This window comes from Chryseotalea sp. WA131a (assembly GCA_025370075.1).
Lineage (GTDB): Bacteria > Bacteroidota > Bacteroidia > Cytophagales > Cyclobacteriaceae > ELB16-189.
In genome coordinates this window covers 2441261-2461862 of record CP073016.1, presented here as the reverse complement: position 1 = coordinate 2461862, position 20602 = coordinate 2441261, and the positions used below count along the sequence as shown (strand labels likewise).

At 42.7% G+C, this 20602-nt stretch carries 20 protein-coding genes and 1 tRNA gene; 12 read left to right on the top strand and 9 right to left on the bottom strand.

What is annotated here, in order from left to right:
- Positions 1-6 precede the first annotated feature (6 nt).
- Positions 7-1041, bottom strand: coding sequence for a 3-dehydroquinate synthase (gene aroB, locus KA713_10990; GenBank protein UXE65028.1), 1035 nt, complete (start codon positions 1039-1041; stop codon positions 7-9).
- 111 nt (positions 1042-1152) lie between these two features.
- Between aroB and KA713_10985 the strand changes: the two genes are divergently transcribed.
- From KA713_10985 to lysS, 4 genes are read left to right on the top strand one after another with little or no spacing between them, the layout of a single operon-like run.
- Complete coding sequence (locus KA713_10985; protein ID UXE65027.1) at positions 1153-2337, top strand: proline dehydrogenase family protein; 1185 nt, start codon at positions 1153-1155, stop codon at positions 2335-2337.
- 40 nt (positions 2338-2377) lie between these two features.
- Entirely contained in the window at positions 2378-2584 is a 207-nt protein-coding gene (locus KA713_10980; GenBank protein ID UXE65026.1) for a hypothetical protein, read from the top strand.
- Entirely contained in the window at positions 2584-2982 is a 399-nt protein-coding gene (locus KA713_10975) for a putative toxin-antitoxin system toxin component, PIN family (protein UXE65025.1), read from the top strand. The genes KA713_10980 and KA713_10975 overlap by 1 nt, the downstream gene beginning before the upstream one ends.
- Positions 2983-3026: 44 nt before the next feature.
- A complete protein-coding gene (gene lysS, locus KA713_10970) occupies positions 3027-4760 on the top strand; it encodes a lysine--tRNA ligase (GenBank protein ID UXE65024.1) in 1734 nt (577 codons plus the stop codon).
- A 3-nt stretch (positions 4761-4763) separates the two neighbouring features.
- Here the strand turns inward: lysS and KA713_10965 are convergent, their stop codons facing one another.
- Complete coding sequence (locus KA713_10965) at positions 4764-7511, bottom strand: LPS-assembly protein LptD (protein UXE65023.1); 2748 nt, start codon at positions 7509-7511, stop codon at positions 4764-4766.
- 225 nt (positions 7512-7736) lie between these two features.
- Between KA713_10965 and KA713_10960 the strand changes: the two genes are divergently transcribed.
- The 4 genes from KA713_10960 (at position 7737) to KA713_10945 (ending at position 12301) form a co-directional block, all read left to right on the top strand.
- Positions 7737-8522, top strand: coding sequence for an N-acetylmuramoyl-L-alanine amidase (locus tag KA713_10960; protein ID UXE69104.1), 786 nt, complete (start codon positions 7737-7739; stop codon positions 8520-8522).
- 5 nt (positions 8523-8527) lie between these two features.
- Positions 8528-9496 (top strand): MCE family protein, encoded by a 969-nt coding sequence (locus KA713_10955; GenBank protein UXE65022.1) that lies wholly within the window; start codon positions 8528-8530, stop codon positions 9494-9496.
- Positions 9497-9668: 172 nt separating this feature from the next.
- A complete protein-coding gene (locus KA713_10950; protein ID UXE65021.1) occupies positions 9669-11294 on the top strand; it encodes an acyl-CoA carboxylase subunit beta in 1626 nt (541 codons plus the stop codon).
- 155 nt (positions 11295-11449) lie between these two features.
- Positions 11450-12301: a transglutaminase family protein gene (locus KA713_10945; GenBank protein UXE65020.1), complete on the top strand. Its 852-nt coding sequence runs from the start codon at positions 11450-11452 to the stop codon at positions 12299-12301.
- A gap of 14 nt (positions 12302-12315) precedes the next feature.
- On the opposite strand, the gene KA713_10940 is transcribed toward KA713_10945, so the two are convergent.
- Together KA713_10940 and KA713_10935 are read right to left on the bottom strand one after the other, a co-directional pair.
- A complete protein-coding gene (locus tag KA713_10940; protein UXE65019.1) occupies positions 12316-12876 on the bottom strand; it encodes a redoxin domain-containing protein in 561 nt (186 codons plus the stop codon).
- A gap of 4 nt (positions 12877-12880) precedes the next feature.
- Positions 12881-13501 (bottom strand): 4'-phosphopantetheinyl transferase superfamily protein, encoded by a 621-nt coding sequence (locus KA713_10935; protein ID UXE65018.1) that lies wholly within the window; start codon positions 13499-13501, stop codon positions 12881-12883.
- Positions 13502-13579: 78 nt separating this feature from the next.
- Here KA713_10935 and KA713_10930 point away from each other — a divergent pair, with 78 nt between their 5' ends.
- Genes KA713_10930 through kdsB form a run of 3 tightly spaced genes read left to right on the top strand, consistent with a single transcriptional unit; the run spans position 13580 to position 16634 of the window.
- Complete coding sequence (locus KA713_10930; GenBank protein ID UXE65017.1) at positions 13580-14491, top strand: WD40 repeat domain-containing protein; 912 nt, start codon at positions 13580-13582, stop codon at positions 14489-14491.
- A gap of 39 nt (positions 14492-14530) precedes the next feature.
- Complete coding sequence (locus tag KA713_10925; protein UXE65016.1) at positions 14531-15862, top strand: nodulation protein NfeD; 1332 nt, start codon at positions 14531-14533, stop codon at positions 15860-15862.
- A gap of 19 nt (positions 15863-15881) precedes the next feature.
- Positions 15882-16634 (top strand): 3-deoxy-manno-octulosonate cytidylyltransferase, encoded by a 753-nt coding sequence (kdsB, locus tag KA713_10920; GenBank protein UXE65015.1) that lies wholly within the window; start codon positions 15882-15884, stop codon positions 16632-16634.
- Positions 16635-16722: 88 nt separating this feature from the next.
- On the opposite strand, the gene KA713_10915 is transcribed toward kdsB, so the two are convergent.
- The 5 genes from KA713_10915 to KA713_10895 all read right to left on the bottom strand — a co-directional run bounded on the left by KA713_10915 (position 16723) and on the right by KA713_10895 (position 19454).
- Positions 16723-17193: a peptidylprolyl isomerase gene (locus tag KA713_10915; protein UXE65014.1), complete on the bottom strand. Its 471-nt coding sequence runs from the start codon at positions 17191-17193 to the stop codon at positions 16723-16725.
- A 141-nt stretch (positions 17194-17334) separates the two neighbouring features.
- Positions 17335-18117, bottom strand: coding sequence for a sulfite exporter TauE/SafE family protein (locus KA713_10910; GenBank protein UXE65013.1), 783 nt, complete (start codon positions 18115-18117; stop codon positions 17335-17337).
- A 40-nt stretch (positions 18118-18157) separates the two neighbouring features.
- Positions 18158-18239 (bottom strand) — tRNA-Leu (locus tag KA713_10905).
- A gap of 81 nt (positions 18240-18320) precedes the next feature.
- Positions 18321-18614 carry an antibiotic biosynthesis monooxygenase gene (locus tag KA713_10900; GenBank protein UXE65012.1) on the bottom strand — a complete coding sequence of 98 codons (294 nt, stop codon included), beginning with the start codon at positions 18612-18614 and terminating at the stop codon, positions 18321-18323.
- Between the two features lie 66 nt (positions 18615-18680).
- Complete coding sequence (locus KA713_10895) at positions 18681-19454, bottom strand: SAM-dependent chlorinase/fluorinase (GenBank protein UXE65011.1); 774 nt, start codon at positions 19452-19454, stop codon at positions 18681-18683.
- Positions 19455-19656: 202 nt separating this feature from the next.
- On the opposite strand from KA713_10895, the gene KA713_10890 reads away from it, so the two are divergent.
- Positions 19657-20601: a PhoH family protein gene (locus KA713_10890; protein UXE65010.1), complete on the top strand. Its 945-nt coding sequence runs from the start codon at positions 19657-19659 to the stop codon at positions 20599-20601.
- Position 20602 lies beyond the last annotated feature (1 nt).

The following is a 20602-nucleotide window of genomic DNA, read 5'->3' as shown; positions in this document are numbered from 1 at the left end:
GCCGGCTTAGCTAAGCTCATAATACTCGATTGCCTCTAACATCTCCTTTTCACTAGTGGTCTCATCCCACACGCAACTGCCAATTCCCTTTGGCACAGCCATCAACACCTCATTTCCTTTATTCTTTTTGTCCTGAAGAGTTAATCGTATAATCTCTTGACTCGAGAAAGGCTCCGTTACTTTGCCAAAAATTGAAAGCAAGTAGGCTTTTATTTGATCCAATTCATCAAAAGTTAAATGACCTTTTGAATGTGCAATTTTAGATTCCATTATCATGCCCATGGCCACCGCCTCCCCATGGAAAATGGGCTTTGATGTTGTGAGGAAGTATGTTTCCAGTGCATGACCTAGGGTATGCCCAAAATTCAAAGACTTGCGAATTCCTTTTTCACGAGGGTCTTTTTGGGTAATGTCTTCCTTGATTTTGATAGAGTGGGGTATGAGTGTTGTCCAATCTTGATCTGCCAATGTTTTGGTTCGAATAATTTCCCACATGGCTTTATCGCCAATCAAGCAATGTTTGATTACTTCGGCAAATCCTGAACGGAGTTCGCGCTCGGGTAGGGTATTCAAAAAAACTGAGCTGATCAAGGTTGCCAATGGCTGTTGAAAAACCCCGATATGATTTTTATAATGCTCGAAATCGATGCCCAGTTTGCCGCCAATGCTGGCATCAACTTGGGCCAACAAAGTGGTGGGCATTAAAATAAACGAGATGCCGCGCTTGTAAGTGGCTGCGCAAAACCCACCCATGTCGCCCAAAACCCCTCCGCCCAATACAAGCAGAAGCGCATGACGATCAAAGTTAAGGTCTGTTAGATTTTTCCAAATCGAAAGACAGCTATCGATGTTTTTATAACCTTCACCTGCCGGTATTTTTATTAAGGTGTGGGCGGGCAATTGCTGTTGGATAATCGGATAACAATGAATGTGGGTGTGAACATCTACCAATACGGCCAATTGCGTAAACTCTTGCTTTGCCAAAAAATCTTGAACAAGCACTGCTACATTGTCGCTCAACTGAACATGCCCTTCTGCCATAATTTAACCTTCAAAGTTGAGCTTTGGTGTTTCTCTGCAACTTTCTTGTATTCGTAAAATAAGTGAATAATTGGTTATCGCAGCCTTATATTTGCATCGAAATTTTTGAGTATGGAAACTCTTCCGCCCGTTGCATTCACCGATACCGAAGTAGCCTTTTCTTATAAGAGCGATCGCGAGCTAAAAAAGGCAAACTTTATTTTTTCGGTGGTCAACCATCCCAGCATATCGGCTGTTGCTACTGGTCTGGCCAAGCTGAGTCTTGCATTGCACCTACCCATTAAAGGAATTATACGCAACACAGTATTTGAACATTTTTGTGGTGGAGAGACAGCCGAAGAAACGGTAAAGACTATTGACAAGCTTGCCCAGTTTAAAGTAGGTGCTATTCTCGATTATTCTGTAGAGGGTGAAGATGACGAGCCTAGTTTTGATAAAACGACAGCAGAGATATTAAAAACCTTTGAGGTTGCCAAAGGCCATCCGTCCATTCCGTTTTGTGTTTTTAAAGTAACAGGCTTGGGCAGTTTCGATTTATTGGAAAAAGTGCAAACCGAAGTGAGCCTTTCGGCCGATGAAGTGGCTGCCTTTGAACGAATTAAAAATCGGGTGGATAAGATTTGTGCAAAGGCCCATGAGTTTCATATTCCTTTGTTGATTGATGCTGAAGACAGTTGGATTCAAAATCCTATTGATGAAATAGCCTACGAGATGATGAAAAAATACAATCAAGAGCATGCTATTGTATTTAACACCTTTCAAATGTACCGAGCGGATATGTTAGGCAATTTGAAAGATGCTTTCCATAACGCCACCATGCACAATTACTATTTAGGAGTGAAGATGGTGCGAGGTGCTTACATGGAAAAAGAAGCTGAGCGGGCCGGGAAGTTGAATTATCCAAATCCCATCCATCCAAATAAGGAAGCCACCGATGATGCTTTCAACAAAGGATTGGCTTTTTGCATCGACAACAAGCAGCGAATTTCAATTGTCTGCGGTTCGCACAATGAATACAGCAACCAGTATTTGGCTGTGCTGATGAACAAACACGGCATGCGCAATGACGACAAGCGGGTATGCTTTGCTCAATTGCTGGGCATGAGTGATAACATATCTTTCAACTTGGCAAAGGCCGGTTATAATGTAGCCAAGTATGTTCCTTACGGCCCTGTGGAGTCCGTGATGCCCTATTTGTTAAGAAGAGCATCAGAAAATACATCTGTAGCGGGGCAGAGCAGTAGGGAGTTGACGTTAATTAGAAAGGAACTCAAGAGACGCAAATCAGTAAACTAGCACACTTTGAAATCAACAGGTATTTCCTGAACTTTAAACTATGATTTCATTACCGATTACACCTGAAACAGAGCAAATGCTTTTAAAGCTATCTGACAGCGAAAAGAAAACATTGGCTCTTATTGTTAATTCATTTGTTGCCCGCCCTAAGAGAACAATGCCGCAGGTAATGGACAGCATGACGGGATATGCCAAAAAGCAAGGGCTTGACGTAAACAAACTAGATGATTTATTGAGAGGGGAATAATGCAACTTGTTTTCGATACAAATGTATTGATCAGTGCTGCCCTTGGAGACGGTTTTTGTAGAAAAGCATTTGAGATTGCTACTAAAAAATACGCCCTTATTAGATCAAGTGAGACATTTACAGAACTAGCTGTTACTTTAGAAAAACCGCGATTACAACGCTTCCTAAAAGAAGAAGATAAAATTGATTTTTTGGCAAACTTTTTAATCCTTTCAAAATCTGTTGAAATTACTGAAAAAGTTTATGCGTCAAGGGATTCAAAAGACAACATGTTTTTAGAATTGGCCGTTAGTGCCGATGCCAAAACGATTGTTACAAGAGATGCGGATTTATTGGTACTTCATCCTTTTAAGGGTATTTCAATTATCACTGTATCAGATTTCCTTAGAAGTTATTAGTCAGGCACTTCTAAATCCTTAATTTTGCAATCCATTTTAAAATTATGCAACTAAGCGAACAGGAAATCATCCGTAGGCAAAGTATGGAAGAGCTGCAAAAACTCGGCATCAATCCATACCCGCCCGAATTGTTTGAAGTAAACGTCTCTGCCAAAGAGATTCACGATAACTATCCCGATAAAAAAGAATTCAAAGATGTCTCCATTGCTGGCCGCATCATGAGCCGCAGGGTGATGGGCAATGCCTCGTTTGCAGAATTGCAAGATGAGACTGGCCGTATCCAGGTGTATTTCAGGCGCGATGATATTTGCCCCACCGAAGACAAAACTTTGTACAATATCGTTTTCAAAAAACTATTGGACATTGGTGATATTATTGGCGTAAAAGGATTTGTATTCACCACGCAAACAGGAGAGATTTCCATTCATGTTACCAGCTTTAAGGTGTTGTCAAAATCGCTTCGGCCATTGCCGATTGTGAAAGAAACAAAAGACGAGCAAGGCAATGTTGTTTTGCACGATGCCTTCACCGACCCCGAGCAACGCTACCGCATGCGCTATGTAGATTTGACCGTGAACCCACACGTACGCGAGGCCTTCATCAAACGCACACAATTGGTAAATTCCATGCGCGAGTATTTGACAGGCAAAGGATATTTAGAAGTCGAAACCCCTATACTCCAGCCGTTGTACGGTGGAGCGGCCGCCAAGCCTTTCAAAACGCATCACAATACGTTGGACATGACGCTCTACTTGCGCATTGCAAACGAGCTGTATCTAAAGCGTTTGATTGTGGGAGGCTTCAATGGCGTGTATGAATTCTCCAAAGACTTTCGCAACGAAGGTATGTCGCGCTTTCATAATCCTGAATTCACGCAAGTGGAATTGTATGTGGCGTATAAAGATTACAATTGGATGATGGATTTGGTGGAGGAGATGATTGAAAAAGTGGCGATTGATTTACACGGCACCACACAAGTAACTGTGGGTGAAAATATCATTGACTTCAAACGCCCTTGGAAACGATTTACCATGTACGAGGCCATTCACCATTTTACGGGGATTGATATTTCTGAAATGGACGAGGCGGCTTTGCGCGATACGTGCAAACAACTGCAGGTGCCAGCCGATAGCACCATGGGCAAAGGAAAATTGATTGACCAAATTTTTGGGGAGAAGTGCGAACACCAATTGATTCAGCCGACTTTCATTACGGATTATCCGTTGGAAATGTCGCCCCTAGCAAAAAAACATAGAACAAAACCAGGATTGGTGGAACGCTTTGAAGCGATTTGCAATCGTAAAGAAATCTGTAATTCATTTTCTGAATTGAATGACCCCATCGATCAGCGCAAGCGCTTTGAAGAACAACTTGAATTGGGCAAACGTGGCGATGAGGAAGCCATGACATTGGATGAAGATTTTTTAAGGGCCTTAGAATACGGAATGCCACCCACCGCTGGTTTAGGCATTGGCATCGATCGCCTATCCATGGTAATGACCAATTCTCCCTCTATTCAAGATGTAATTTTCTTTCCGCAGATGAAACCTGAAAAAGTGATGGAGCCAATGGATGCACAACAAGAATTTGAGTCAATTGGTGTGCGAACAGAGTTGATTCCAATTTTAACAAAGTTGGGAATCACATCACTTGCTCAACTGAAGGGCACGAAAGCAACCAAGTTGTTCAACGATATTCCCGGCATGCGCAAAAAATTAAAACTGGAGAGTGTGCAAAACCCAACACTACAAGAAATTGAAGGTTGGCTAGCGAGTTAGATGTTACCTAACATCGAAGAAAGATCGGGTTCGATTAAGTTTTAAATCTCTGAGTAAAGCGGACTTTACACCGATGTTGAAAAGGTAGCTTTGAAACTGCCCGAACGGAACCCAGTTCAGACTCAGTTGCCAGCAATGGATATCTCGGTTAATCGAAAGGTTGGTTTGTGTAAATTGATTCGACACAAAATCGTAGCCTGAGTTAAATCCGATTTTCCATTTGGTGGTCAGCGATAAGTCGCCCGAAAAATTGAGTGCTTGTGTTAGCTGTGATCTTGACACTGCACGCTCGGCAAGAATAGCGGCCGGACTAGCCGTGCGTGTGTAATTTATATTGTAACTGATTCGCAAGTTCCATGGAATGCTAAAGTCAACATACACTTGCGGATTTTGTAAGAGGTAATCCTTATCGGCTTGAGAAGCATTTGATTTCGCAATTTTATCTTTTGTGTCCGTATCGCTTTTTTGACCTTTTGGATTGAGGTTGGTGCTAAACGCCAGGCCTGCCGAAGTAATGCGGCCTAAACTTCCGTTTGCCCATACCAACCGATCGAGTCTGCGCTCTGTAAAAGTGCCAGATTCTAACGGCACTCGCACGGCTGTACGCTGAACTTCGTAGTCGTATGGATCAAGCGTGGCGTTGATGTTGATGTTGATTTTATTGTTGAGCACATTGGTATTTGCGCTCATGGAAATCGGTGCCAGCTTAAATGAATCAGCAGCAAAATTATAACCCGTGGAAATAGAAAGATTGTTAAACAGTGATATCTTTTTCGCCACGGAATCTTTCTTGCTTTTCACTTTCATTTCAATGGTGTTACCAAGCCCTATGCCAAGTGTATTGCTTAGTCCTTGGCGGGAAGTTCCATACACAAAACCCTCGTGCACAGATTTCCGGATGATTCTTTTTTGACCTGCGGCATCCGTTACTTGCACATCTTGAAAATACCCTTGCGATGGATCGCTGAAATCGGGTGTGTAACTATAGCTGATGCTGGGTGTTATTAGATGCCTGATTCCTTTAATAACACTATTTGGATTTTTTGATAACCATGTCCCGTAAATGCGCGTGGTAAGGCCAACACTAAGTGAGTAATTGAAAACTTGATTGAGCCCTTTTACTCTTGTTGAGACGGGTGTTTTGCCTGTAGAGTCGGCTTTCCATTGCAACTTTTCAGTATAGGTCAATGCATCGATGGAGATACTCGGGCTAACCGTAAAGAACTTTAATATTTTAAAAGAAGTAGCAACGGGAATACTGTGTCGCAATCCGTTTTTACCGTTATCAATAAACTTGCCTAGGTTAGCGAGATTAAAGGAAGCAATACTATCCTTTGTTGGGTCTTTTCCTATTCTGCCCAAGTTGTTGGTAATTTGGTTGGTGCCCGCCATGGTGTAGCGAATGTTCATGTTTTCTAAAATGGGCGTGCGGCTTATGCTTTTGAATGGGTACAAATTATTGACGTTAAAGGTTACATCGGGCATGGGCAAATCTACTTGACCCGTAAATAAATCTTGACTGTGCCGTAGGTTGATACCGAGGGCAAATGGTGTGTTGGCAAATGTTTTGGAATAAGAAATGTTTGACGTTAGTTTGCGATTGGTATTGTTAAGAGCCGTGGGGTTGGCTAAATTTTGTGCTCCCAAAAAATTGTTGCGTGTAAACGAAGTGGTGGCAGCACTCACCGAAGCCGAAAACCTTCCCGTGCCTTTGGTGCGCGGACTGTGGCTCCACGTTAAACTAAAATCGCGCGAGCGGCTTTGGTCTTCTTCTTTGTCTACCAATTTGTTGTTGGTATAGCTAAAGTTAAACGAACCTGAGTACTTGTACCGATTGTTGTAGTTGGTGTTTAACTTCAGCGCGGTAGATCCTTTTGAGTAGAGGTCGGCCAACAAGGTTACTTTCACATAATCGTTGATGTCAAAGAAATAGCCCATGTTGCGCAAGAAAAACCCGCGGGTCCGCTCTTCGCCATATTCTGGAATGATAATACCGGAAGAACTTTTGCGCGGAGAGGGAAACATGCCAAACGCAAAACCAAGTGGTGTGGGCACGTGATTGAATTCCATATAAAAAGGGCCCGACACAATTTTATCCCCGGGTATCGCTTTTGCTTTGCTTGAGATCACCCGAAAATGGGGATCCTTTAAATCGCAAGTGGTGTACACATTGTTTACCGTGAAGAGTTCATTTTTATCATTCTTGTAAACGGTTTGCCCATGCATAAAGCCTTCCCCTTGCTTTGTTACTACTTCCGAAATCTTTGCCCTTCGGTTTTTGAAGTTGTACACCATCTCGCGCGTTTCGTAGGTTTCATTCCCTTCTTTAAAAATCGGAAAGCCCACCAATCGGCCTGTGGAATCGGGCTTTCCGTTGGCCGTGATTTCAGATTTTTCGTAATCGATCACAATCAATTCAGCATCCAGTTGAATGTTTCCGTAAGTAACAACAGCATCGCCATAGAGCCTAACAATTTTTTTATCAAGGCTAAAGTTGATAGAGTCTTTGGCCGTGTAAACAATGGTATATTCTATTTCGCCTTTCTTCTTTTGTTTTAAAGAATCTTGTTTAAGGCTGTCTTGTTTAATAGGTTTTTGCAGCGAATCGATTTTGGATGGGCTTTCTGGTGAAGCCAGAGAATTTACTTGTGAATTGGGTTTAGTTTCAATGGGCTGGCCGCGGGTTGGTTTTCTTTCTTGACCGTTTACAGTTGAAGTAATCAGGTTGAGCAGAATGATTGCAATACCCACACTCGTAAGCGAGAACTTCGGCAAGGGATTGTCCCCCGTTTCGCGGGATAGCCCACAAAGATTTGTGCGCTGGTTGCGAGGAGTAAAAGTGAAAAGCCTCCCGAATCCGCTTTCGGGAATGGATGGCGCATAGGGGGGGTGCCGCCTAATAATATCGAATAGTTTAGCTTTTAGCGAAAAATTCACAACTTTACACAAACTTAATACAATCGCACTGACCTCCGTATCGTGGCCAATATCCGAATAAAGCTTTTCTTGATAGCAATAACCTTGCTAAACTCTTCGGCATATGTTAGGCCGCCTGAGTTTAAGTTAGAAACTATTGTGATTGACCCTGGGCATGGTGGCCGAGACCCTGGCACATCGGGCAAGAAAACAAAAGAGAAAGATATTGCCTTAAAAATTTCCCTTAAGCTGGGCAACTATATCGAAAAGAATTTTCCGAGCGTAAAAGTAATTTATACCCGAAAGGATGATCGGTATGTGGCGTTAGATGAGCGTGCGGAGATGGCTAACAAAAGTAAGGCACAGTTATTTATTTGCATCCATGCCAACTCGCTGCCCGGTGCACCCGCTTATGGCACCGAAACCTATGTGATGGGCTTGCACAAAGACAAAGGTAATTTTGAAGTGGCCAAGCGCGAAAACTCAGTGATAATGATGGATGAAAATTATGAACAGCGCTACGAAGGTTTTGACCCGAAAAGCCCTGAATCGTATATTTTGTTTACCTTAAGTCAAAGTGTTTACCACGAAAGCAGTTTGAAGTTTGCACAGAAATTGGAACAACAGTTTAAAACCAAAGCGGGGCGCTACAGCCGCGGGGTGAAGCAAGCGGGTTTTTTGGTATTGTGGCGAACATCTATGCCCAGCGTATTGATTGAAACAGGATTTCTTTCCAACTCAAAAGAAGAAGGCTTTTTAGCATCAGACGAAGGCCAAGAGTTGATTGCCTCCGGAATCTATCGGGCATTTAAAGAATATAAAACTGAGATTGAATCGATAAACTAATACTCGTGAATACAAAAGAATTTAAGGTTGGGTTGGTGATAGCGATTGCAATTGCTGCGCTTTATTTTGGTTTTAACTATTTGAAGGGGATCGATTTTTTTTCAACCACCAAAAAGTATTATGCGGTGTATGAAAATAGCAATCAACTAGCCATCTCAAATCCTGTTTTGGTGAATGGCTTTCCTGTTGGGCGCGTGAGCAATATTCAGATCATGCAAGAGCGTAACCATCAAGTGCTCGTTGAATTTGATATTGAGTCCACCATCAAACTGCCTAAAAGCACTGTAGCTATTTTAAACAGTGAATTACTGGGTGGTAAAACAATCTTGTTGAAACTAACTTCGTCTAAAGAATTTTTGAAGCCTGGAGACACGCTTAAAAGCGAAGTGGCCAAAGGTATGTTTGATGTATTGTCAGAAACAGCTACGCCCGTAGCCACCGACTTGCAAACTACTTTGCGCAAATTCAATGTAATTGTGGATAACTTACTCAAAAACTCGCAGCAACTCGAAGTAATCTTTAATAAACTTCAAGCGACACCCGATTTGTTGAACAAAACATTAGTGACGGCAGATGGGAAGATTATTGAACTTTCAAGCACTTTTAAAAAAGTGGCCGAAAATTTAGATGGCACGCTCACCGACCTTAGGCCTACTCTAAACAACTTTAAAACATTGTCCGATTCGCTCAAGACACTAAAGTTGAACCAGACCCTGACCAAAACACAGCAAGCTATTGTAAACCTTAATCAAACCTTGGCGCGATTAAACAAAGGGGATAACACCATGAGCAAGTTGATGACTGAAGACACGCTCTATGTAAATCTCAATAAGCTTTTGAAAACCCTTGATAGCTTGGCCGTACATCTCAACACCAACCCCAAACATTTTCTGGCGCCTTTGGGTAAAAGCAAAAAGAAAATCGATCGCGACCGCAGAAAAGAAGAAGAATTGAAGAAGGCCCTTAAGAAGTAGGTGGTTAAAAGGAGGTAGTCCTGACGCCTTGGGTCAGGATGCTGACATTGATCGTCAGCATTGGCAGCAGAAGGCAAGTTTTGCACAACCTACTTTTAATTTTTAGTAATGAAGTTCTAAAAAACGAATAACATTAGACATAAGTCTAAAATCTCACATCTTAAATCTCCTCATGGATTTAGAATTCAATAAAAACGAAGATCAGCTCAAGCAACTTTGCTTTCGCTTAAAGGAAAAGGCAAAGAAAACGATGTTGGGTGGAGGTGAAAAGAAAATTGATGAACAACATCAAAAGGGCAAACTCACAGCCCGTGAGCGAATCCATTACCTCATTGATAAAGATTCTTCTTTTTTAGAAGTTGGTCTTTTCACCGGTGATGGCATGTACAAAGAGCAGGGGGGATGCCCCTCTGGCGGAGTAGTCACTGGTGTTGGATACGTAAAAGGAAGGCAGTGCGTGATAGTGGCCAACGATGCCACCGTAAAGGCAGGCGCGTGGTTCCCTATCACCGCAAAGAAAAATTTACGCGCACAAGAGATTGCCATGGAAAATCATTTACCGATCATCTATTTGGTAGACAGCGCAGGGGTTTTTTTGCCCATGCAAGACGAAATTTTTCCCGACAAAGAACATTTCGGAAGGCAATTCCGAAACAACGCCAAAATGTCGAGCATGGGCATTGTGCAAGTGGCGGCTATTATGGGCAGTTGCGTGGCAGGCGGTGCATATTTGCCCATCATGAGTGATGAGGCGATGATCGTGGATAAAACGGGTTCTATCTTTTTAGCAGGATCTTACCTGGTGAAAGCCGCCATAGGCGAAGACATTGATAATGAAACATTGGGTGGTGCAACTACGCATTGCGAGATTTCAGGAGTAACCGATAACAAGTTTCCAAATGATCAAGCCTGTCTTGATCACATACGCGATTTATTCGATAAGATTGGTGATTATGAAAAGGCCGGTTTCAGTCGTGAGAAATCAGCATTGCCAAAAGAAAAGCCCGAAGAGATTTACGGAATTTTGCCAGCCGATCGCACCAAGCCGTATGATATGGTAGAGATTATTAAACGATTGGTAGACAATTCGGAATTTGATGAATACAAAGCACTGTATGGAAAAACCATTGTGTGTGGCTTTGCACGAGTGGACGGATGGGCGGTTGGTATTGTAGCCAACCAGCGCAAAGTGGTGAAGAACAAAAAAGGTGAGATGCAGATGGGCGGTGTGATTTATTCGGATGCTGCTGACAAAGCCGCTCGGTTTATCATGAACTGCAATCAACGCAAAGTGCCCTTGATTTTTTTGCAAGATGTGAGCGGATTTATGGTGGGCAGCAAGGCTGAGCATGGGGGCATCATCAAAGACGGAGCGAAAATGGTGAACGCCATGGCCAACTCTACGGTTCCTAAATTTACTTTTATCATTGGCAACTCGTATGGTGCGGGCAACTATGCCATGTGCGGCAAAGCCTATGACCCTCGTTTGATTTATGCTTGGCCAACGGCACAGATTGCTGTCATGAGCGGAGGTTCGGCTGCTAAAACGTTGTTGCAGATTCGGGTGAGCACATTAAAGGCGCAAGGAAAGACGATTACCAAAGAAGAGGAAGACGCACTGCTGAAAGAAATCACTGACCGATACAATGAACAATTGAGTCCCTATTATGCAGCTGCACGTTTGTGGGTAGATGGTGTAATCAATCCCTTAGAAACACGCACTGTTATTTCAATGGGCATTGAAGCGGCCAATCATGCGATGGTAGAAAAATTTAATGTAGGGGTGATTCAAACCTAAATCAATTTGAAAATGAGCCGATTTGAAAATTTGAAAATGTTTTTGTGTGATGGCCTTTTTTTAATTTGTGATAGTGAATGATTTAGTAAATACCATATTTTTATGATGACGGTCATTTTCAAATTGCCGAATTTTCAAATCTTCAAATTAGGTAGATGCAAGAGAGTGAATTAAAAGCGTTGGTTTCATTGCTGGATGACGAGGATAAACAGATCAGTAGTCATGTAGAAGAAAAGATATTGTCGTTGGGCAAGCAAGCCATTCCTTTTTTAGAGCAAGAATGGGAGAGCAACCTCAACCCCGCTGTGCAAGGCAGAATTGAAGAATTGATTCACACCCTGCAATATGAATTGCTCAAAGAGCGGTTGCGAGATTGGTATGTCAGTAAAGATCACGATTTGCTCACAGGTATGTGGATTATTGCCACTTTTCAATATCCAGATTTGGAACTGGAAAAATTGCGCCAAGAGTTGGAACAAATCTACTACGATACTTGGCTTGAATTTCGACCCGATTTGTATGCGTTCGATCAAATAAAAGTGATCAACAGTGTGTTGTTCAATAAACTAAAATTTGGGGCGAACACAAAAAATTTTCACTCTCCGGGAAATTCGATGATCAATGTGGTGTTGGAATCCCGAAAAGGAAACCCGATTACGCTTTGCGTGATTTATCTGTTGGTGGCGCAGAAATTAAAATTGCCTGTAAGAGGTGTCAACTTACCCAACTTGTTTATCCTTACCTACAAAGATGACAACCATCAATTTTATATCAATGCTTTTAATCGTGGCTTGATCTTCAGTAAGCAAGACATTGAAAATTATATCAACGAACTACACCTCGTTCCACAAAAATCTTTTTTTGAGGCGTGCGATTCGGTGGAGATTGTCAGAAGAGCGCTACGGAATTTAGTGATGTCGTTCGAAAAAATGGGCGAGCATGCCAAAGCGGAGGAAGTGAAGTTGTTATTGATTGAAATTTCGGAAGGGGGAGATTTGGGTGTATAGAGGAAGAGGAAACATTATTTTTTCCGAATCGTACACCCTACCGCACGGTTGTTCATCACTTCAATTTTGGCTCCGTTCAATAATTTTTCAATAGCTTCCTTGAGGTAAAATTGTTTTACATCCGTGGCCACTTGTGGGTTGTCATCGATCGCGCCACTGTATTGAACGGAATATTTTCCGCTTTCTGGTTTAAGCAAAAAAACTTCTGGCGATTTGCGTGCGCCTACCGACTCCATTGCTTTTTGTTCTTTATCAGCCAAATACGGAATTCCTAAATCTGTATTATGAATGGCCATTTTTTCGGATGACTCTTGGGCATCTGTATTCGAATTGATTAACAGAAACTGTACTTTGCCTTGGTAGGCTGTTACCATTTCCTTCAGTCTTGATTTGTAGTAGTTATCGAACGGGCACTCGTTGCTAGTGAAAACCAACACAATGGCAGAAGAGGAATTGTATTGACTAAGTGAAACTGTTTCTCCCGTGTAGGCATTGGTGAGCGAAAAATCACCAATCGTTTGAGCATTCAAAAAAACGGAAACAAAGCAGAAGAGAATAATCGTGATAATTTTCATTGTTCTATAGTTTTCGGTAAACAACCACAAATTCTTTTTCGAGTTGATAGCTTAAAGGTATCATTCGTTTTTCATTTCGGGTAATGATTCCCGTTAAATCTCCTCGCGGCAGAAGTGTAAATGCTTCCACATTAAGCTGATTAGCAAAATGCAAGCCTTTTTTTCCATCAATTTTATAGAGCGCTTCTTTGGCACACCAATACACGCAATGTTTGATGATGCTTTCCGCGGCATCCACTAATTCACTTTCTGCCAATATCCTCTTGGCTATCCGCAACAATTTCTCTTTGGGCTGCTCCAAATCAATACCCACTTCTTCCGCAGAAGAAATTTGAGCCGCCACAAACGGGTAGGAATGACTGAGCGAAATCGAAAGAGGCAAATCTTTCAAGTAAGGCTTCCCAAATTCATCTTTGCGAATGCCCGAATAATCCATCCCCATTTTTTCTACCAGCCATTTGATTGTTATTCGACCGGCCAACCATTCCAATCGTTTTGATTCGTGCACTATCTCATCGGGGCACTGCTCCTGGGCTTGAAAGGCCAAATTAGCCTCCATTTCATCAATCTCCCATACAGCCCATCCGCCCTTCTCTTTGTCCAATTCAGTTTTTCGCAGTGGCATTTGATTGGGTGGGTTTAAACATACATTTTTGCTGCTTGCGCGGATGCCCAAACGATCACCAAAATTACGCAATTATTGATGTCACCCATTCAAGTAAAAAAAATACATACTCTTTCGGGGCATCGCGATGCAGTGTATACTTTGGAGCCCACCCCAAACGCCTCTCGGTTTTTTAGTGGGGCTGGTGATGGCTTGATTGTGTTGTGGGATTTGAATAAGCCCGAAGAGGGCGAACTCATCGCGCGGTTAAACAATTCCATCTACGCGCTTCATTTATTGAAAAGTAATTTATTGGTAGCAGGCCATAATTACGAGGGCATTCATCTGCTCGATTGGCAAACCAAGAAAGAAGTTTCTTCTTTGCAACTTACCACGGCTGCTATTTTTGATATCAAATCATTTGGTAATGATTTGTGGGTGGCCACCGGTGATGGTACACTGATCGTGGTAGATCTTCTATCCTTAACGATCAAAACAAAAATTAAAGTATCTGAAAAAAGCGCTCGTGTCATGGCCATCCATCCGCACAGCCATGAAATAGCCGTTGGCTATAGTGATCATATCATTCGGGTTTTTGAGGCAAACACCTATCAACTCAAACATACTGTAGCGGCTCACCTCAATTCGGTATTTGCCTTGCAGTATTTGCCCACGTGTGGATTACTAAGCGCCTCGCGCGATGCAAGGCTCAAAAAATGGAATGACCAAACGTATGACTTTGAACTAGAGGTAGCGGCCCATTTGTTTGCCATCAACGATATTGCTCTGAGTCCAAACGGAAAATACTTTGCCACCGCCAGCATGGACAAGTCGATTAAAATTTGGGATACTGAAAAAATGCAATTGCTCAAAGTGATCGATAAGGCGCGCCATGCCGGGCACGGCACCTCTGTAAACAAGCTTTGGTGGTCTTCTTTTAACAATCAACTCATTAGCGCTAGTGATGACCGAAGTATTTCGGTTTGGGAGATAGAAGGTTTGCAACGCTGATATTGATTGAAGTATAGTATTTTTGTAGAAATAAGTGATATGAAAAAGTTGGTGTTAATTCTTTTTTTGCTTTTGATAGCGGTGAGTAGCTGGGCACAAAAATCAGTACCTCAGGTAATGGTGATGGAAATCAAAGATGAGATTGATCCGCGAATGCTTCGCTATGTAAAGCTAGCATTTGAACATGCTGAAAAAATCAAAGCCGACTATATCATCATTGATATGGATACCTACGGAGGCGTGTTGACGGATGCCAAAGAGATTGTAGATGTGGTGATGGATTCAAAAAAGCCGGTGTGGGTCTACATCAACTCGGATGCGGCCTCTGCAGGTGCATTGATTTCCATTGCATGCGATAGCATCTACATGTCGCCCGGTGCAAGCATTGGCGCAGCCACCGTGGTAGAAGGCGATGGCACGGCTGCACCTGATAAATACCAATCGTACATGCGCTCGATCATGCGCTCTACGGCCGAAGAAAATCATCGCGATCCACGCATTGCCGAAGGGATGGTAGACGAGCGTGTGGTGATTGACAGCATCAAGCAAGCGGGCAAAGTGATTACTTTTACCGCTGCAGAGGCCATTGCCAACGGTTATTGCGAAGCAAAGGTAGAATCCATCGAAGAAATACTGAAACGCAACAAAGTTGAAAACTACGAATTGCATCGCTTTAAACTAGGTACAAGCGAAAAAATCATTGCTTTCTTTCTCAATCCGTTTATCAGTGGCATTTTGATATTGGTTATTTTGGGCGGAATCTATTTTGAACTACAAACACCGGGAGTGGGTTTTCCTTTGTTTGCCGCTATCACTTCACTGGTGTTGTATTTGGTTCCTTATTACCTCAACGGATTGGCCGAGTATTGGGAGATCATCGCCTTGTTTATCGGCATATTGTTACTAGCGGCCGAAGTGTTTGTGATCCCCGGTTTTGGAATCGCTGGCATTGCCGGAATTATTTTGACCTTGGTATCATTGGTGCTCATCATGCTCAACAATGATTTTTTCAATTTTGAATTTGTTCCACTCGGGGATATCGTGAAAGCTTCTGTGGCGGCAGTTGGTGGGGTAACAGGCGGCATGTTACTGCTCATTTTTGGAGGGGCAAAAATTGTAGAGACCAAGGCATTCAAAAAAATATCTTTGAATGAATCTCAAAAAAGTGCAGATGGGTTTACTGTAAACTCAAACGCTCAATTGCTATTAAACAAAAAGGGGGTTGCCAATACCGTTCTTCGCCCTAGCGGAAAAATTTTAATAGAAGGGGAAGTGTACGATGCCTTTACGCGTGGCGAGTACATTGAGAAGGGAGAGCAAGTAGAGATTATTGGCACGGAAGGAGTTACACTGCGAGTAAAAAGGGTTTAAGCAAAAATTGAAACTCAGAATGAGTGTCACAAAAAGAATTATAGGAATCATTCCTGCACGCTTTGCCTCTAGCCGACTGCCCGGCAAACCGTTGGTTGACTTAGGTGGGCAATCCATGATTGAACGTGTTTTCAAACAAGCAGTACAATCCAAAGCATTGAAAAAAGTAGTGGTAGCAACAGACCATATTGCAATTTATGATCATGTGCTTTCCTTTGGTGGGAATGCCTGCATGACGGATGAGCAGCACCCCAGTGGCACCGATCGATGCTATGAGGCATTGGAAAAGGAAGCAGAAGGGTACGACTACGTAATCAATATTCAAGGCGATGAACCTTTTATTGAAGCTTCGCAAATTGATTTGTTGGCCGCCCAATTGGATGGTAAAACACAATTGGCTACGCTTATAAAAAGGATTGATTCCGAAGAGCAACTCTATAGTATGGGTGAAGTAAAAGTTACGTTCAACAAAAACTTAGAAGCACTTTACTTTAGCCGTGCGGTCATTCCGTTTTTACACAAAGTGGAGCAAAAGGAGTGGCTTGAACAGTATGACTTTTATAAACACGTGGGCATGTACGGATACCGTTCCGATGTGTTGAAAGAAATCACAAAACTCAACTTATCAGCCTTGGAAAAAGCAGAATCGCTTGAACAATTACGATGGATGGAAAATGGTTTCACGGTAAAAGTGGCCATCACCGATGTGGAAACGATGTGCATCGATACGCCCGAGGATTTGGAAAAAGCAAGAGCTATTTTGGCAGCGTAAATAATATTTTCAGCAAGAGCTAAACATCTATTTTACTTACAATCCTTGTTTCCTCTAAAGGATAATCTTCTCGTTGATAGTTTACCGATCAATGATGATGCCCACCTGGACCGTGCACGTGACCATGAGAAATTTCTTCATCGGTAGCATTGCGTATTTCCAAAACCTCTACTGCAAAATTAAGTTCTACTCCCGCCAATGGGTGATTGGCATCAACGGTAATTTCAGCTAAACCTACGTGAGTGACGGTGACCACACCGCCTTGGTTGGTTTGAAATTGCATACCCACTTTTACTTCTTGCGTGCCAAAAGCGCTGCGCGGTACTTTTTGCGTGAGAGCATCGTCCTTTACACCATATCCTTTTTCGGGGCTAACTTTCAGATTGAATTTTTCGCCCTTTGTTTTTCCTTCCAGTCCTTCTTCCATACCTGCAATTAAGTTGCCGATGCCTTGAATATAGGTTAATGGTTCGCGGCCTGCACTGCTGTCAAGCACATTGCCATCGTTATCGGTTAATGTATAGTGGATAGAGGCCACCTTGTGCTTGGTGATTTGCATAATCTTTTTTGTTTAAATATGATTTTGGAAAAATTGATTTTAAGTAAAGAATTTTATGTTCAAATGACTTTGCAAATTGTCCTTTTTTTGAAAATAATTTAGGTTTTGAAAATCTTTTTCTTTCTCTTTTTGGCTTAAAAGCTATTTTAAAATCATAATCAACGCGGCAACAGCTGTCATGCCAATGATGAACCAACGATAAAAAAGGTCACTCATTTTCTTGACTAAATAAATACCTATGAAAGCACCAAAAATAATAGCAGGAGTGAGCGCCAAAGCAAACAAACAAGAGTCCAACTGGATAGTATGCCACACCCACACGTGAAAAGGTACCTTAAACCAATTCACCACCAGAAAAAACCAAGCGGTAGTGCCAATGAAAATATTTTTAGGTAGCCGCATGCTTAAAAAATAAACGGCCATTACCGTGCCAGCCAAATTGCCGATCATGGAAGTAAAACCACCCAAAAATCCAGAGCCTCTTCCCAAATAAATATTGTCGGGTACTTTTTCTTTACCACCCAGCTCCATCCAAACCATCACAATTAAGCTGATGAAAATAGTGGTGGCCATGATGATTTTAAAAACTCCGTCATCGATAAAGTTCCCCGCTAAACTTCCCGCTATCACGCCTACAGCTGCCCATGGAAATAAGACTTTTAAATAGTTGAACGAGGCGTGACGATGATAGTACCACACGCCAAAAATGTCAGCGATCAACAGCATGGGCAGCATCAGTCCGCTCGAGACCTTGCCGCCAAAGGCGATGGCAAGCAGAGGGACCGACAACATGCCCGCTCCATGGACGCCTGTTTTGGCCATGCCCAATAGCAAGGCGACCGATATTACAATTGAGAAGTTTTCGGTGCTGAGGTTTGAAAGTATAGGGATCAAGGTTTTTTTATTGCGCTTCAAAGTAAGCATTTGGCGCAATAAAAAAAGCCACGCAATGTGCGTGGCTTTGTACCTAAGGCCGGAATCGAACCGGCACGCCCGAAGGCACACGATTTTGAGTCGTGCGCGTCTACCAGTTCCGCCACTCAGGCTTGAGTTGCTAAATTGCGACAAAAACTAGCCGATTAGCAAAAGAGGGTGCAAATATGCCCAAAGTTTGAAACTCAACCAAATCAGAGTTCAATAAATTTCTCGAGCGAAAAAGCCTCTGTTCGTCTTGCAAATAGTGGTTTCACGCGGCTCCACACGTTTTCGAACAGTTCAGAATTACGGTAATTTTCTAAGCTTTCTGGTTTTTCCCAATAGCTTAAGGTAGTGTAGCAGTTGGGGTCGCGAATGTCTTTTAGCAATTGCAAATGAGAGCACCCCGGAAAGTGGCGTATTGCTTTTTTGTGGGCATTGAATATCTCTAAAAATTCTTTTCCCCCTTGTTCGGTAAAGTGCATTAGTACAATTCTTATCAGCATATCCATTAGTTCTTGGTACTGGATGCTGGATACTAGCTGCCAGCATCTAGCATCCAGTTTCGGATTCTATTCATCAAACAAAATATTCACCGGGCTATCGTATTTCAATCCTAGTAATTCACTCGCGTTGCCTTTGTACATACCAATCTCCAACAATCCCATCGAATTAAAAATCAACACACAATCGCCCGGCTCGGCATCGAAGTAATTTTTATGAATGCGCCTGAATTTTTCACCACCAAACTGAATGGTAAATGTTTTATTCGCACTCAATACATCAAAGGCATCTTTGGGGATATTGGTAATCAAATTTCCAAAATGATCTACACGAATGACATGACCGGCAATCAACCGCTTAGTAGCTTTTACATGCCGATCGGTCATCTTTTTGAACGTACCAAGTGGTTTACCCAGTGTGGTGATGGCCACCTTGCTCGCCAACTTGGCAGCCGCTGGCGCAAAAATATCTTTTTCAGGAAAGGTGGTGCGAATGGGATTGACGGAATTTAATTGAACTACCTGTTGCGGAGTTTTATCGCTGATCAATCCCAATAGGCCATTATCAACACCCACAAAAAAATGATCTTCTAATTGAATGGCAATAAAAAAATCATCTCGATTGCCGATGGAATCTACCCCAACCAAATGAACGGTGCCGGCTGGAAAATCGCGGAACACCGACTTTAAAACGAATGCCCCATGGCCTATATCGCACGCAGCAATTTTATGGCTGATGTCCACCACGGTAAGGCCGGGGTTTACCGTAAGCACTTTGGATTTGATGGCGGCCACATAATGGTCACTCTCTCCGCTGTCCGTTAATAAGGTAACAATGGCCATGTATAGATGATTCAAAGGTTGCTGGACACTTCACGAATGTCCGGCAACTCGCATTGGATTTTCATTAAATTTGTAGGGTTACTACTTCGGTAATTGCTTGCACGGCTATTGATTTCTCTAAACATGAAAGGTGTTTAATGATTTTAATGTCGGCTAACCTCCGTAGTACACAGTAAAATTACTTCATTTCAACTTATATTCATTGATCGAGAAAATTATTACCATCGAAGACATTCCGCTGCTGGATTTTTTAGGGGCTGAGAATAAGAACATCGCTTCTTTGTCGCAGGCATTTCCGAAGAGCCGCATCATTTCGCGCGGCAATGAAATCTTGCTGAAAGGCGAGGAGCCAGAAATCATCCTCATCAGTAGTATCCTTCAATCGCTGCAGGATCATTTTCACCAGTATGGCCGCGTAACGGAAGAAAATGTACGTGGCTACATTGCCCAAGAGCGGCCAGAAGATTTGCCTGAAGATTCTACCGATGGCGTGATTTTGTATGGAACGAAAGGCTCGCCCATCAAACCGAAAACAGTAAACCAGCAAAAGCTGGTGCAGTCGGTGAAGGACAATGATCTCGTATTTGCGTTGGGGCCAGCGGGAACGGGCAAAACATTTATCAGCGTAGCCTTGGCAGTGCGTGCCTTAAAAAATAAAGCCGTCAAGCGGATTATCATTACCCGACCGGCTGTGGAAGCGGGAGAGAACCTCGGCTTTTTGCCGGGCGACTTAAAAGAAAAAATCGATCCTTATTTGCGGCCGATTTATGATGCGCTCAACGACATGGTGCCGCACGAGAAATTGAAATTTTATATGGAGCGTGAGATCATTGAGATTGCCCCACTTGCTTATATGCGTGGACGCACACTCAACAACGCATTTATTTTGTTGGACGAAGCGCAGAACACCACGCCCATGCAGATGAAAATGTTCCTCACCCGCATGGGGCCAGAATCGAAAATGATTGTAACGGGCGATACCTCACAAATTGATTTGCCTTCGAAGCAAAGCTCAGGCCTGAAAGAAGCCGTGCGGATTTTAAATCAAGTAAAAGGAATTGGGTTTGTTGAGTTGAGTGGCCGCGATGTGGTGCGGCATAAATTGGTGAGGGATATTATTGAAGCGTATGGAAGTAATAATTCTTGAT